We start from the raw sequence: 15,072 nt of genomic DNA, 5'->3' as shown, positions 1-15,072 counted from the left end.
AGTGAAAAAGTCCATAGATGTTGAAAATATCTTTCATTACTGCGAAAGGATACTGAATGGTGACCAAATAGGACTTGCAAAGGCTATAACGCTTGTGGAGTCTGACCCAGAAGTCATTTTTCATGTTGAGTCGAGGTACTGGGAGCAGCTTAATAAATCTTCTTCGCATATAGTCGGATTCACCGGAAGCCCCGGTGCGGGAAAAAGTACGCTGACAGATGCTTATGTTGCGCGTCTGAGAAAGGAAGGCAAGAAGGTAGGCATCATCGCTGTTGACCCATCGAGTCCATTTACTGGCGGTGCTCTGCTTGGTGATAGGATTAGAATGAAGAGGCATTTTACCGACAGTGGTGTTTTCATACGAAGCATGGGCAGTCGCGGGAACGTCGGTGGATTGAACGATGCCGTATTTGGTGTAATAACGCTTTACAAACTCTACGGATTCGACTATATTCTAATCGAAACTGTCGGAGCAGGGCAGAGTGAAATAGATATAGCTTACGTTGCCGATACCGTTGTCCTGGTTCTCTCTCCAGCCGCTGGTGATGAAATTCAGCTCATGAAAGCGGGAATAATGGAGATAGCAGATATTTTCGTAATAAACAAATCAGACATCGAGGGCGCTCATGTTTTGAAGACGAATCTCGAAATGGTGCTTCAATTTTCCGAAACAGTTAAACCAATAGTACTCACAGTTGCGACATCTGGTAAAGGGATTGACGAGATGCATACGGAGATTGAGAATCATAAAAGAAAAATAAATGAAACCGGGGAAATTGTGAACAGAAAACTCCGCAGAGTGAAAAAGCATGTCGAGGTTTTGATAGGTAAGAAAATCTCGCAACTTGTCAGTTCGCAAGGTTTAAGCGAAACGGATAGGGTGGATGTGATCGTTGAAAATGTCATCAACAAAATCTGCGAACTTAAAAAGGAGAAAAACTAAAATTCCTCATTTTCGGAGTGTGGTTTTCATTTGAACGATATCACAACTTCTGAACGTCTCTGTACCAAGGAAGAAGCCATCTATTTAAACTATCGATTTTCAGATATTGTTAACATCGTTGGTGTTGGAAGAGTCTCATCATCTATTGCACATGCTCTTTTCGGGAAGGTAGAGTTTGGATACGTCATCTCGAGGGACATTGAAAAAGCAAAAAAGCTTTCTAAAGAAATAAACGCCGTGCCGAAGACGTACGATGATGAATTTCTTTTAAACGGCACGGTTTTGCTTGGTTTAAACGACTCTACACTTCCAAGAGCCGAAGAACTGTTAAGCGGAAAAATTGGTGATATAACAGCTTTACACTTCAGTGGTTTCTTGACATCAGATATATTTCCTTCCGACTGGTCACCAGCCTCAATGCATCCAAACTGTGCAGTATCAAGTGAATGGCAAGATTTTAAGGACATTATTTTTGGTATAGAGGGAACTAAAAAGGGAACAGAAATTGCGAAGGACTTGATAACACTGCTCGGTGGTACGTTTGTTGAAATCAGCAAAGAAGAAAAACCACTGTACCACTTAGCTGCAGTCATTGTGAGCAATTTTTCCGTTGCACTTTCGTACCTTTCAAGTTCCATATATAAAGACATAGGGTTTTCAGATGAACAATCCCGAAAAATCATATCGACACTTCTCAAAAGTGTAAGCGAGAATATTTCTGAAAAAAAGCTTTCTGATGCACTCACAGGTCCTGTAAAGCGCGGCGACTGGGAAGTTGTTGAGAAAGAAGCACTAATTTTCAAGAGCAAATACCCAGAATATGAAAAACTCTATTGGATGTTAGTTGATATATTAAAAAAGTTAGAATGACTATATATTGAAAAAATCTCACTTCCTTCCTGTGAACAATTCGGCTCCAGTTATGAAATATTTAGTCATGGAAAGGAATATGATTAGCATTGGTATACTTGCAAGGACCGCCGCTGCCATGAGTGCTCCTTCGTTTGTGTATTTCTCCGATGCGAATTGTGAAATGTAAAGCGGTATTGTTTTCTTTTCAGGGCTTTGGACTACGAGAAGTGGCCATATTAAGTTGTCCCACTGAGCTCTGAAAGTTAGTACTGAGAGCGCTGCTATCGCTGGTTTACTATTCGGTAGTGCTATCTTCCAGAAAATCATTAATTCATTCGCACCATCTATGCGGGCCGAATCCATTAATTCATCGGGGAAAGTAATGAAGAACTGCCTCATCATGAAGATTCCGAATGCGCTTGCGATGAGTGGGATTATTAAGCCTACATATGTGTCTTGCCATCCGATGTTAACTACAAGCAGATAGAGAGGAATCATTATTGCTTCGAATGGTATCATCATTGTGCTGAGTATCAAGATAAATGTTAAATTTCGTCCCCTGAATTTGTATTTTGCCAAACCAAAAGCGGTGATTGCTGAGAGCAATACAGTACCAAGAGTTGTCAATGATGCCACGATTAGGCTGTTTAATATGCTTCTTGCAAAGAGAAATTTCCCATCGTTTCCTCTTATTGCCTGCCAAAAATTCTGAATTTGAAGCGTGCGCGGTATCCACGGATACGGGATGCTCATGATATCTTTCGATGGCATCCACGATGCTGTGAACATGAATATCACAGGCACTATTACAAACACTGCGAATCCTATCAAGAAAAGCCAAATAAGTGTATCGATGACAATGGAAAAGAATCTATTTACATTTCTCAAAGAGATCACCTCATTTCTCTTTCTAAATATTTTCTTCAATAGCTTCAATACTGGACTTCCTCAGATCTCGAAACCCGGAGCTGAATTATCGTAAGGATCATGATTACTATGAAAAGTAAAACACTCATCGCACTTGCCCTTCCAATATTTCTGTCTCGAATAGCGGTATGATAGATATTTAAAGTAATCACTTCTATTGGCTTAACACTTGCTCCCGCCTGGACAAAAAGGTACTGCGTACTGAACGTTCTGAGACACTGTATCATAGCGACAACAGAGACAAGGGTTGTCGTCGGTTTCAAAAGCGGAAGAGTTATATATATAAAATCTTGGAATCTATTTGCTCCATCTATTCTTGCAGCTTCGTGTATTTCGCGCGGGATACTCGCCAGACCGGCGAGGAAAAGGACGGTAAAATAGCCTATGTATTTCCAAAAGTATACAATTATTGTTGATAGCACAAGCATATTCTCGTTAACCAGCCACTTGTAATCAACGCCTTTTGTGTTAAGGATAAAATTCATGAACTGATTTGCGATACTTCTCGGGTCGAATATTATCAACCAAACGAGCGCTGCAACGGCAGACTGCATTATAGCTGGTGAGTAGTATACCACCTGAAACAACTTCTGAAATCTCTTTCTTCCGAGTATGAAAGTTGCTAACAAGAGGCTGAAAACTACCATAGGTACGAAAGTACCCACTGCGAACTTAAGTGTTGCAATTACCGAATTCCAAAACGAGTCTGATTCTAACAGCCTCACATAGTTTCTCAAACCTATGAATTTTGGCGATTCTAACGATAGAAGCTCCTTCTTATAAAGACTTACGAAGAAAGCATAACCAATTGGGTAAAAGCTAAAAATGGAAAACAAAATTATCGAAGGTAATACAAAAACGATCCCCCAAACGGCTTTTTTTCTTTCTAAACCGCTAACCTTCTTTTCTTTAGACTTCTTTTCCTTCTTCAACTTTGCATCCCCCTTCCATTGTTTCATATTTACAACAAGAGTTAAAGCACTATCTATTAAAAAGGGGGCGCCGAGCCCCCGAATGATATGTAGATGGCAATAAATATAAATCAATCTTCGAGTAATTGAGCTAACTTCTTCTTGAAGTTGTTCAAAGCGTTTTCTGGTGAGACGTTGGACAGCATTACCGACTCTACCATTTCCTTCAAAAGCTGTTCGATTTGAGGATCCTTTTCGTGTAGTGGTATCATGTGAGATTTTTCAAGATCTTCTAAGAAGACTTTTGCATAAGGGAATTTTTTAAATGTTTCCGACTGCATCAAAGATAACTTTGGTTGAATGAGTCCAACCTCTGTTAGATACTCTTCTGGGTGGCTCAGCATATACCAAATCAATTTCCAAGCCATCTCGCGCTCAGGTCTGGAAGCTTGCATGTTCACCATGTAATAATGTCCGTAATAGTTGCACCTGACGTCTTTAACCGCATCTTTCCAAATGGGCCAATTAACCACCATCCATTCTCCGCTGTTGTAGAAATTCGGATTTTCTTCCTTTATTCTAAGTATCTGGTAAAGTCCCGATTCGCACATCGCTATCGTGTTGTTGTCTTTATTAAACTCTTTTCTTGCTGCAGTGTAGGTTGGAGAGCCGAGATTCTTACCGTTTGGTCCCCATTCTTTCATGTAGTTCAAAACTTTAATCCAAGCCTGGTCGTTGATAACAACAGGATTTCCCTTCTTATCGAACAAAGCTCCGCCCAATTGTTCTACCATCGGCAGGAAGAATGTGAGGTAATACGGATACCTGAAGTCGAAGCCTCTTCTCTTTATTATGTTACCATCGCGGATCGTCAGTTTCTCACTTATCCTCATTAAATCTTCCCATGTCTTTGGATAATCCTTTTCAGGATCCAATCCCACTTCTTTGAAGTACTTTTTGTTTATGAACAGTGCCCAGTTTGTAACTTCAAGTGGCAAGCCATAAATCATATTTCCATACGTCACTGCGTCCAATGTTCCCTTAACGTACATGTTCTTAAGTTCAGTATAGCTCTTTACACCTATCGCGTTAAGATCGACCGGAACGACTCGCTTGTTCGTGATGTATGGGTAAGCGTACTGAATTTCGAGGTTGAATATAGTGGGACCTTTACCTGCCGCGAACGCTGTCAAAACGATATCTCTTATCTTGTCGGATGGATAAGTTACTCTCTTCACTTCTACATTTGGATACATCTTCATGAACTCTTTAATGTACTTCTCCTCGATCCTTGTCCTGTTTGGATCCTCATGTGTCCATATCGTGATCTGGATCTTCGCACCGAAAGATATAACTACTGAAATCAACAAAATTGACAATAATAACTTCCTAAACATACGATCACCTCCTATCGGATAAAACAATTTTACTACTTATATTTTTGAAAAAGAAAGAATACAGTTTTGAGAATTTTAGAGTAAATAATCGTTTTTAACAGGAAATAACCCTTCTAAAATATATGCCAATCTTTTTCACCGATATTCACGAGACTTTCGTTAAAGTTGTATTCTTGGAAATGCTCATGAAATTGCCGAGAACAAATTAAAAATAAAAAAGGGACAGATTATTCTGTCCCTCTTCTTATTATTAATTGGCGAAGTTAATCTCTTCTCGCTATAAGTATCATCCTTACAAGCTGCAAGACTGCCATAAGCATCGCTGCCACGTACGTCATCGCAGCTGCGGAAAGAACAGCCTTGACACCTTTTAGTTCTTCAGCAGGCATCATTAAGTTTTTCTGTAAAATTGCAAGTGCTCGTTTACTTGCATCGAATTCCACTGGGAGTGTTATTATAGAGAACAAAACAGCTATTGAAAAGAGTATAATTCCAAGTTGAGCAAGACCGAACATTCCTGTGACTAAACCTATTATGAAGAATATCCACGCAAGGTTTGAAGAAAATTGTGCCACAGGTGCAATGGTGTTCCTAATAACCAGAGGCACATAACCTTTCGCGTGCTGAATCGCATGCCCAATTTCGTGTGCTACAACACCGAGCGCCGCAACAGAATCGCTTGAGTAAGTCGCTTGTGAAAGCCTTACGATTTTTGTTCTTGGATCATAATGATCGGTCAATGCTCCAGGTAAGGCTTCTATTTTTACATCGTACAGTCCTGCTGACTCAAGAATAAACCTTGCAAGCTCTGCACCAGTCATTCCAATCCTTGACCGAACCTTAGAATATTCAGAAAATCTTGACTGAACAGATATAGTTGCCCAAAGTGAGAGCAAAAGTGCTGGCAATAATATTATAAATGTTGGATCGTAAAACATCTTGCTTCACCTCCCGTTTCTTAAACTTTTTTCTATTATATATTATACCACAAATACAAGCCCTGACCTTAGAAGAAACTTAGAATTAGAACTCTGATTTTATCCTCCAATATTCGTTCGCGAGTATACCCATTATTATCACATCAAGGTACTGACCTTTCAAATATCTTCCCTGCCTCATTCTTCCTTCTTGTATGAATCCGCATTTTTCATAGACCGTTATGGCTCTCGGGTTGTTCTCAAAAACCTTTAGCCAAACGCGGTTTAGGTTTAGGTATTCGAATGCGTATTTCAATATTAACTTAGTAACTTCTGTTCCTATGCCGCGATTCCAATATTCTGGATCGTATATGGCTATCCCGTACTCAGCACTGCGCGCTACCCAATCTATATCTTTCAATCCAGCCGTTCCTATAAGGATGCCCTCGACATCTATTCCAAAGGTTAAGTTGCTATGTGATATTGCATTCCGTTTTATCCATTCTTCTTCCAAGAACTGGTTTATTGGAAAGACCAAACTGACAAATTCTTTGATGCTTTCATCGTTTAAATAATGCGCTAATTTTTTTACGTCCGATATCTCTAAGGGTCTGACTCGTGCAAGCTTCCCCTCTAATCTCATCTCTATCACCCCAATTTGTATTCTGGATTCTTGTTCTTATTTCTTAACCAGTTCCTCACTCAAGTTTATAATTTCCCTTAAACCAAGGTTCCTTATGTGAGACACTTTTCCTTTCTCTTGGATACTTCTTAACTCATCTATATTCACAACTTTCGTTGTCTTTTTAGCACCTTCGTAGTACGTGACGGAATAGAATTTTTCATATTTCTCCCAAAACTCGTCGACATTTCCAAAGAACGTCGTTTTTCCATTCTTTAAGACCAATATCTTATCACATACCTCTTCGACCTCATCTTCATCATGCGTCACATAAAAAACAATGCAGCCTTTATCTTTGAATGACTTAACGATATTCTTGACTACGGCTTTGGTTTCCACATCTAAACCTTCTGCCGGTTCATCGAGCAGGACGATCTTGGCATCTTTCAGCAAACTTATAGCCAAAGATAATCTTTGCCTTTGGCCTTTAGATAACCTTGATGGCTTATGGTTCAAAAAATTTTCTATCCCAACTTGTTCTGAGATAGAATATATATCCTTTTCAGATTTGAATATATACTTAAAGTAACTCAGATTATCTTTCAGATTTAGCTCAGATATGAATTGCGAGTTTTCGGAGACGTAAGTAACTAATTTTCGATATTCATTTATGCTTTCTGGAGAACCGAAAACATCGATATTGTTGTAATAGAGCTTCCCTTCTGTTGGTTTAAGAAACGTCCCAAGTATATTTAAAAGCGTACTCTTTCCGCTTCCGTTTTCACCAATCACGGCAACAACTTCGCCTGCCTCTACTCTACCTTCTATTTTATCAAGGGCGAGTTTATTATCAAATTGCTTGCTTATCTTTTCTAAGATTAACACTTAAGACACCTCACTAATATACTCAGCATTGTTGATATACTCATGGCTTTGGCACTTTCAGAATGGGTTTTCCGTAGGTGTCTGAACCTTCTTTATCGTCTAACTTTATAGACTGTAATATGTTGGTTATCCTCCATGGTTCTACATCATCTTGCGTGTACACGATCTTGTATTCTTTTGTGTCTTCTTCATACGTTATTTCAAATCCTTGAGGTTTTGTGGAGATATAACCGTGTGTATAAATATAATCAAGTATATTGCCACTCGCAGGTGGATTCGGTTCAAGTGTTAGCATTTGAAGAACAGCTTGGTTCAACGCGCGAAAATTACCGGCAACATTTGTTGCTTTTGCTTGTTTTAAAGCATTTAAACCTGTTGGAGTTGCCACAGCCATGAGAGCTGCAATTATTGACATAACTATCAAAAGTTCAATAAGTGTAAAACCTCTTTTCACCTTCTCTCCCTTCTTCCGGTTCGCCTGCCAACTGAAATTTCGATTGAAACAGGCGAGTTTAGATTATATATAACTGACTGTAATAACACTTACGCTCTTACTGGTAGGACTATGTAGATGTATCCTTCCACATTCCTCGGGTTTATTTGCAACGGGTTTATGTTGTCAACAAAGTTGAATTCAATTTCCTTTTCACCAATGTGCTTGACAGCCTCGCTCAGAAATTTCGGGTTGAAGTTGACTATCAAATCTTCACCGTCTTTTGTGACTGGTATGTTTTCTATTGCCTCGCCGAAATCTGGACTCTGGCTGGAAAGTTCCATTACATCGTCGGTGATTTTGAGCTGGACCTTTTCGTTTCCACGTTTTGATATGATCATTACGCGCTTGAGTGCTTCTGAAAAGTCGTCACTGTTGAGGACAACACGGGTCTTAAATGCCTTTGGAAGCACTCGCTTGTAATCTGGGAACGTTTCTTCAACGGTTCTAACAACCATTGTTACGTCTCCGGCGTTGAACGACACTATTGAGTGGTCGTACACTATATTGATGGTTGGCTCTGTTGTACTTGAAACGAGCTTTTCGAGCTCCTTTACACTCTTTAGAGCCAGTATGAAATCGAACTCACTATCGATGTCGAGTTTCTGTTCTGCGAGTGCAAGTCTGTAACCATCGCTTGCCACCAGTCTCAAGAATCCGCCGTGTACCTCCCAGTAAACTCCGTTAAGTGCCCTCATTGCGCTTTCGCTTGATGCACAAAAGCTCACTCTTTCGAGCATCTCTTCTAATATGGAAGTATCTATGCTGAATCTAACTCCACCGTTGTCTACTTCTATTATCGGAAATCTTTCAATGTCTGAAATAGTTGAGATGTTGTATTTTGCCTTGCCACTTTTGACCAACAGTTTTCCATTTGAATACTCAAAGATAACCTCTTCCTCAGACAGATTGCTTACTATATCGTCTATAAGCTCTGCATCGACAGCGAATGATTCGTTGCCTTCATATTCGCCAACGCGCACCAATGAAATCACAGAAGTTTGCAGATCTGTTCCATATATGCTTATGTGCCCGTCTGTTGGTTTGAATAACAAACATTGCAAAATTGGATCTACAGTTCTTGAGCCTATTGAAGAAGATGCAATCGATATTTTCTTTGCGATCTCTGACTTGTTAACCGAGAATCTCAGCATCATATATCCTCCTCTCGCATATCGATGTTATACATTATTTTGCTAATCTACCAAATGCTCTCTGATGAGCTTTACAAACGTCCTCACTATATTTGGATCGAATTGAATCCCAGAATGTTCAATCAATTCTTTCAAAGCCTCTTCTTTACTTAGCCCCTTTCGATATGGCCTACTGCTTCTCATAGCATCCCAAGCGTCTACCACTGCTATGATTCGCGAAATGAGCGGTATGTCTTCACCTGAAAGTCCTGATGGATAACCTTTGCCATCCCAACGTTCATGGTGGTGGTACACGTATCTTGCAAGTTCTCTCAAGTCAGCAGATGTTGAGAGAAAATCATGGCCATAAACAGGGTGTTTTTTAATTATTTCAAATTCTTCGATCGTGAGTTTTCCTTCCTTGTTAAGTATCGTTGACGGAATGACAATCTTTCCTATGTCGTGCACTAAAGCTGCCCAATAAGTTTTTCTTATTAATTCATCGGACAGTCCCAATTTCTCTGCCAATAGTGAAGCAAGATTTGCAACGTTCTTAGAGTGTCCTTTCGTATATGGATCATGGTATTCCAAAATTCTAATTATTGTCAAAATCATGTCCTTTTGGAACTTACCTTGGCTGGTCACATAGCTATGTGTTGCCATAAATGATGTTAGAAAACCGCTTAAACTCTTAATTGTGTCGATCTCATCTGAAACAAACGGTTCATCGCGTTCAATTAAGAGCTTACCTTTTAGTTCTCCTCCTATATGTATATCTGTCACGAGGATTTTTTTAGAAGAAGTATCTGAAGTAACTGATGTATCGAGCGAAGGCTCAAAAATCGCAGAAAGTTTATCCTTTTCAACCAAATAAACCCTTTCGACAGAGTACGGTAGATCTATCTTTCTAACTTTTTTTTCTTTTGCTGAGGTGTCGCCAAGAGCTGATACGACTTGTCCGTATTCGCCGTCAAAGGTTATTAAATAGCTTTTCTTAACATTCTTAAGAAAACCAATCGACAATTCGTGAAGATTTTTGTAAAAAGTCTCCTCTCGCTGCACAACGATGTCTCTAAGTTTTGTAGAGAGATCTCGAAACTTTTGCAGCTGAGAGGAGTACTTTAAAAGCTGCTTTCTTTTCTTTCGAAGTCTAAAGAGTAAAATTATATTCAAGGATATGGATAAAATTATAGCTGTTGTAAGAAAAAAATGCAAAGTCACACTGCGACCTCCCGTTATAAAACTAAAATGCAGATTTGAGACAATTTGGAAAACAGCTTACCCACTACTCGTTACTTTTACTATTTTCACTTCCTTGTCCTTTCTAATTACGCGATCTTCAGTATAAAGTTCGTCTTCAACAATTATTAAATGTTCCTCTGGATTCAGTCCCAATCTCTTTAAAAGCTCGTAACCTCTAAGAGATTCATTAAATTCGAATGTCTGATATTCGTAAAAGACTTTCACCTTATTATGCTCACTCCTCAAGTATATATACGTAGTCACCTGTTTTCAACATAGCAGCATTTGCTTCATCCGTATCAACATGAAATTCAAGGGCGAATTTCTCGCTTACCCTTATAAGAACGTCATCGAATATCAATCTCCTATCTCCTTTTTCAACGACGACTTTAACGATATCTTTATCTTTAACGCCAAATTTCTCTGCGTCTGCTGTGTGCATGTGGATGTGCCTTTTTGCTAAAATTACGCCCTTATCTTTTACAACCGTTCCTTTTGGACCAACTATAACGATTCCAGGTGTGCCTTCAATATCTCCACTATCTCTTACCGGTGGCATCACGCCGAGTTTAAATGCGTCTGTGAGAGAAATCTCAACTTGTGTTTCTTTTCTCTCTGGTCCAAGTACCCTAACATTTTCGATAGCGCCCTTTGGGCCAACAATAATAACTGTTTCTTTACAAGCAAATTGCCCGGGTTGACCAAGGTCTTTAATCGGTGTAAGTTGGTAACCCTTTCCAAAAAGTATTTCAACGTCTTCTTTAGAAAGGTGAACATGTCTGTTGCTAACACCTGCAACAATCGGTAACTCCTTCTTTTTCATATAATACTCCTCCTCTCTGAACTTTAATGACGCAACAATCTTAAATTTTATTAAATTTCCTTTTCGGTTGCATTAATGCTTCCCTTACGTACACATTCACATCTTGGGGTAATGTGAGTTTGAATTTTACAGGGCCTCTCTTAACATTTATCCAACAGAACCCAGATATCGATAGTTCCTGATTTTCATCGACAACTATCTCTTCTTCCTTGAAGTTCAGGATTGAGACATCGAATTTACCACACGGAGGAACAAGAACTTTTCCAAAATATTTTGAATAATTGTTTATAAAGTTCTCGTTCTTAGTTTTGTGGAACGCTACATTTTCAGGAGCGTATATCTGGAAAATTGGCCTAAGAGTTTCGTCGGGGACGTAAACCGCGTTCAATTTACAAAGTCCGCCGATGAAGATCATTTCTTCAGGATAAGGTTTAAACGTTTTTCGCGTGACTTCGCCTTTAGCGAGGATTTTTGATTGACATTCGGGATCAAACAGCTCTATCATCCTGTCACCTACAACAATTCCTGGCGCGTCAAAAATTTTAAGTTTTCCAATTTTGTGTTCCACAAGCCCTATAGTCGTGCCTGGATAAGGAGATACAGTAACGGATGATTCTGTTATACTTTTCAATATAGAAGATTTCCCAACATTTGTCACGCCAAGAACTAAGATACTGCCCGTGAGCCTTTCCAAATCTTTTTTCAACTTACTAATCCCGAATCTATTCTTTGTGCTTGTTATGTATATTTGCGCATTCGGTACGTTTATGCGTTTAATAAGCCACTGCTTCAACTGATTTGCGCCAACGGTTTTGGGGAGTGTATCGAACTTATTAGCAACAAAAATCACATTGTTTTTTTCCAAAAGCTCAATAATTTCAGGTCTGAAAGTGCCTTCGAAATCAAATACATCAAAAACGTACATTACATTTTTGAATTTCTTTAACACTTTCATCAAGAAATCCATGATTTGGTCTTCGTCTGCTTCGCTTGTGAACATCCCGTAGTTTTTCAACTTAAAACACCTTTGGCAAATTATTTCCTTTCCTTCTTTTAAGCGCTTTTCGTATACTTCGTAAGGAATAAAACCTGGTTTTCCTGGATGCTCAAACTGAATCTCCGCTCCACATCCAGGACATTCGCTTTTTTTGGTGTCTCTATGAGTCATGGAAGCACCTTGATTATTTGTCATTCTATCACCTCAGGTTATTTATTTTAACGCCTTTTCCATTCTCACAAAAGTGAATTTTTGATTTCTAATCGTTACTCTGTTCACCTTCTTGCCGATGTACCCAAGTTTCTTATAAAGATCTATCGCCTGTTTGTTCGTATTCTCAACATCGAGCGAGATTTTCTTAAAATTATTTTTCTTTGCAAGTTCTTCAGCAAATTCCATCAGTCTTTTGCCGTATCCCATACCTCGATATTCCCTGCTGACGGCTATATTTGATACATAAAATTCGTCTCTGCTTATTTTATTGCGCATCCACACTAACCTGAACGAAGGAAGCCTTCTAATCAGGTCAAAACCCATGATTCTGAATAATGCAATACCAGTTTTGAGAGCTCTCTTCATTATTGTATTTCCTGCAAATGCTACTATCATTCCGACGACTTTCCCTTTTTCTACCTCGAGGACATAGATATTATCAACCGAGTATACAGTTCCGGGTGTTTTTACTAACCTGCCAAGGATTACTTTCACATATGGTCCAAAAAGCAGCGGTAGAAAAGACTGCCCTGTTTCCAATATTAAGCTTGAAACAACATCTGCGTCAGAAACCTGAGCCTCTCGTATAAGCACGTCAGCCATAAATGGAATACCTCGCCTTTAGTTTTTATAAAATATAAGCCAAAAAAATTATACCATAACTTTTGAACTGTTTAAGCCTCAGTATCCTTGATATACAGTTTCTTAAATCTTTAAATTTTGTCACTGCGATTTAACATATTTTATTATCTCCACATCGTGCATCATTATTACCAACCCTTCTGTTATCATGTGGTCAATCATTCTTATGAATTCATTAAGTTTCTCCTCTTTATCAACAATCTCTATGATTATCGGCAAGTCTTGTGAGAGAATTTCACTGAGCGTAGTGTGAACCCTACTGTTAGCTCCAAAACTCTCAATTCCGCGTATTACTGTTGCACCTGCAAGACCGAACTCCTTAGCCTTCTTGACGATTGCGTGATATAAAGGTTCGCCGTGCCACTTATCTGATTCGCCGATGAATATTCTAAGCAATTTACCGTGTCCTTCTAATTTCACAGTTAATCCCCCCTCAAGTTAGAGAAAGGTACTAAATGACTATGTAAACAACTAACCTTCCGAGTACTACGCCAAATATACTCAGAAACAAATTCAAAACCACGTTCAAAAAACCAAGCATATACGCACGATCTGATAGCAATGCAACCGTTTCATAGCTAAATGTGGAGAACGTTGTGAACCCGCCGAATATACCTGTGGTTAAGAATAACCTCAATTCTGGAGAAATCAACTCTGTTGATATACTGAACTCCATAATCGTACCTATCAAAAATCCGCCCAACGCATTAACTAAGAGTGTGCCCAGTGGTATATCGAATTGACTTATTTTAGCCATATATAAAGACACAGAATAGCGAAGTATAGCCCCGATAAATCCGCCAGCACCAACCATTAACACCTTAGACAACTTAAGCACCTCCCAATTTCTTAAAAATAAATAGTGGTGGCAAGACTACCACCACTATTCTAACCACTGACAGATTATTGTGCAATATTGTTCATTTCCTTATTCCATTGATGTACCTTATTTCGCCTGAACTCTTGAGAGGTATAGTCTTGTAATTCAGGTTATGTTGTGCAATAATTCTTCTAATTGTTCTTGTTCTCGATCTCATCACTATCGACTCTGTTATTGCAATGTTCTTGTAGAATTTCACACCTTTAAGCATATCACCATCTGTCACGCCGGTTGCTGCAAATATTACGTTATCGCTTTTTATCAAATCATCTGTTTTGTAAACTTTTTCAGTGTCGTATCCTTGTTCTGCGAGTTTCAGCCTTTCATTTTCATCAATAGGCCATAGTTTAACTTGTATTTCTCCACCGAGCGATTTTAACGCGGCTGCTGCAAGGAGCGCTTCTGGTGAACCACCTATTCCAATGTATATGTTGACGTTACTTTCAGGAAGAGCTGTTGCAATTGCCGCTGCTATGTCGCCATCGCTTATGAGCTTTATCCTTGCTCCGACCCTTCTGATTTCATCGATTATTTCTCTGTGTCTATCTCTATTAAGTACAACACAAGTTAATTCTGATATTTCCATACCTAAGATTGCTGCAGCTACTCTAAGATTTTCCCTGATTGTTGCATTTATATCGAGCTTCCCGGCAAGCTCTGGACCAACTGCGAGTTTGTATGAATAGTACGTTGGAAGATACTCAATACCACCCTTTTCCGTTGCTGCAATGACGCTTATGGCATTGGGAAGTCCATATGCAACGAGTCTTGTTCCGTCGATCGGGTCAACAGCGATATCGAGTTCCGGATCCTCCTCTTCCCATCTACCGACTTGTTCACCTATATACAACATCGGGGCTTTGTCTTTCTCACCTTCCCCGAGGACAACAGTACCTCTCATTTCGATATAATCCAGCATACCGCGCATCGCATCAGATGCCTTTTGATCAACGATTTCTTTATCGCCACGTCCAAGATATCTGCTTGCCATCAAAGCAGCAGCTTCTGTAACACGCACAAGTTCCAAGGTAATTTCCTTCTCCATAATGTCCCCCCCTTGTTTGAACCTCAGTAAAATTTTAGCACCGTTGTTCACGTGAAAGTATTGTTAAAAGAATATGCATACTGTTATATACCCCTTCTTTAGAATGAATAATGGAACTTTTTTCATAACAAGGGAGAAAAATGTTGATTT

General features: G+C 39.2%; 18 protein-coding genes. 2 read left to right on the top strand and 16 right to left on the bottom strand.

The features are described from left to right. Position 1: 1 nt before the first annotated feature. Both meaB and BUA11_RS05555 read left to right on the top strand, forming a co-directional pair. Positions 2-943, top strand: coding sequence for a methylmalonyl Co-A mutase-associated GTPase MeaB (gene meaB, locus BUA11_RS05560; protein ID WP_084634373.1), 942 nt, complete (start codon positions 2-4; stop codon positions 941-943). A gap of 30 nt (positions 944-973) precedes the next feature. After that, complete coding sequence (locus BUA11_RS05555; RefSeq protein ID WP_245789545.1) at positions 974-1,813, top strand: Rossmann-like and DUF2520 domain-containing protein; 840 nt, start codon at positions 974-976, stop codon at positions 1,811-1,813. Positions 1,814-1,831: 18 nt separating this feature from the next. On the opposite strand, the gene BUA11_RS05550 is transcribed toward BUA11_RS05555, so the two are convergent. The 16 genes from BUA11_RS05550 to glpX form a co-directional block, all read right to left on the bottom strand. After that, a complete protein-coding gene (locus tag BUA11_RS05550) occupies positions 1,832-2,683 on the bottom strand; it encodes a carbohydrate ABC transporter permease (protein ID WP_245789543.1) in 852 nt (283 codons plus the stop codon). Between the two features lie 44 nt (positions 2,684-2,727). Beyond that, positions 2,728-3,654: a carbohydrate ABC transporter permease gene (locus BUA11_RS05545; protein WP_245789542.1), complete on the bottom strand. Its 927-nt coding sequence runs from the start codon at positions 3,652-3,654 to the stop codon at positions 2,728-2,730. A 110-nt stretch (positions 3,655-3,764) separates the two neighbouring features. Further along, positions 3,765-5,030 (bottom strand): extracellular solute-binding protein, encoded by a 1,266-nt coding sequence (locus BUA11_RS05540; RefSeq protein WP_072759266.1) that lies wholly within the window; start codon positions 5,028-5,030, stop codon positions 3,765-3,767. 263 nt (positions 5,031-5,293) lie between these two features. Beyond that, on the bottom strand, positions 5,294-5,968 hold the full coding sequence (locus tag BUA11_RS05535; protein WP_072759264.1) for a zinc metallopeptidase: 675 nt from the start codon (positions 5,966-5,968) through the stop codon (positions 5,294-5,296). Positions 5,969-6,053: 85 nt separating this feature from the next. After that, the gene (locus BUA11_RS05530; RefSeq protein WP_072759262.1) at positions 6,054-6,590 is read right to left on the bottom strand and encodes a GNAT family N-acetyltransferase; all 537 of its coding nucleotides are present in this window, start codon (positions 6,588-6,590) and stop codon (positions 6,054-6,056) included. A gap of 36 nt (positions 6,591-6,626) precedes the next feature. Then, on the bottom strand, positions 6,627-7,454 hold the full coding sequence (locus tag BUA11_RS05525; RefSeq protein WP_072759259.1) for an ABC transporter ATP-binding protein: 828 nt from the start codon (positions 7,452-7,454) through the stop codon (positions 6,627-6,629). 40 nt (positions 7,455-7,494) lie between these two features. After that, positions 7,495-7,908 (bottom strand): type II secretion system protein, encoded by a 414-nt coding sequence (locus BUA11_RS05520; RefSeq protein WP_072759257.1) that lies wholly within the window; start codon positions 7,906-7,908, stop codon positions 7,495-7,497. Positions 7,909-7,997: 89 nt separating this feature from the next. Next, entirely contained in the window at positions 7,998-9,101 is a 1,104-nt protein-coding gene (gene dnaN, locus BUA11_RS05515; protein WP_072759244.1) for a DNA polymerase III subunit beta, read from the bottom strand. A 42-nt stretch (positions 9,102-9,143) separates the two neighbouring features. Next, positions 9,144-10,301 carry an HD-GYP domain-containing protein gene (locus tag BUA11_RS10465; protein ID WP_245789540.1) on the bottom strand — a complete coding sequence of 386 codons (1,158 nt, stop codon included), beginning with the start codon at positions 10,299-10,301 and terminating at the stop codon, positions 9,144-9,146. A 57-nt stretch (positions 10,302-10,358) separates the two neighbouring features. After that, positions 10,359-10,547, bottom strand: a complete 189-nt coding sequence (locus BUA11_RS05505) for a ubiquitin family protein (RefSeq protein WP_072759242.1) — start codon at positions 10,545-10,547, stop codon at positions 10,359-10,361. Positions 10,548-10,557: 10 nt separating this feature from the next. Beyond that, the gene (gene pduL, locus BUA11_RS05500; RefSeq protein WP_072759240.1) at positions 10,558-11,145 is read right to left on the bottom strand and encodes a phosphate propanoyltransferase; all 588 of its coding nucleotides are present in this window, start codon (positions 11,143-11,145) and stop codon (positions 10,558-10,560) included. A 40-nt stretch (positions 11,146-11,185) separates the two neighbouring features. Beyond that, entirely contained in the window at positions 11,186-12,337 is a 1,152-nt protein-coding gene (gene yqeH / locus BUA11_RS05495; RefSeq protein ID WP_245789538.1) for a ribosome biogenesis GTPase YqeH, read from the bottom strand. Between the two features lie 18 nt (positions 12,338-12,355). Next, positions 12,356-12,958 carry a GNAT family N-acetyltransferase gene (locus tag BUA11_RS05490; RefSeq protein WP_072759238.1) on the bottom strand — a complete coding sequence of 201 codons (603 nt, stop codon included), beginning with the start codon at positions 12,956-12,958 and terminating at the stop codon, positions 12,356-12,358. A 120-nt stretch (positions 12,959-13,078) separates the two neighbouring features. Further along, entirely contained in the window at positions 13,079-13,417 is a 339-nt protein-coding gene (locus BUA11_RS05485) for a DUF190 domain-containing protein (RefSeq protein ID WP_072759236.1), read from the bottom strand. 31 nt (positions 13,418-13,448) lie between these two features. Beyond that, the gene (gene crcB / locus BUA11_RS05480) at positions 13,449-13,817 is read right to left on the bottom strand and encodes a fluoride efflux transporter CrcB (RefSeq protein ID WP_245789574.1); all 369 of its coding nucleotides are present in this window, start codon (positions 13,815-13,817) and stop codon (positions 13,449-13,451) included. A 100-nt stretch (positions 13,818-13,917) separates the two neighbouring features. Further along, the gene (gene glpX, locus BUA11_RS05475) at positions 13,918-14,922 is read right to left on the bottom strand and encodes a class II fructose-bisphosphatase (protein WP_072759232.1); all 1,005 of its coding nucleotides are present in this window, start codon (positions 14,920-14,922) and stop codon (positions 13,918-13,920) included. Between the last annotated feature and the right edge of the window lie 150 nt (positions 14,923-15,072).

The sequence above is a fragment of the Fervidobacterium gondwanense DSM 13020 genome, assembly GCF_900143265.1.
In the GTDB taxonomy this organism is placed as follows: domain Bacteria; phylum Thermotogota; class Thermotogae; order Thermotogales; family Fervidobacteriaceae; genus Fervidobacterium; species Fervidobacterium gondwanense.
Note: the sequence above shows the minus strand (reverse complement) of the source record. Positions and strands in the feature narration are given on the sequence as shown.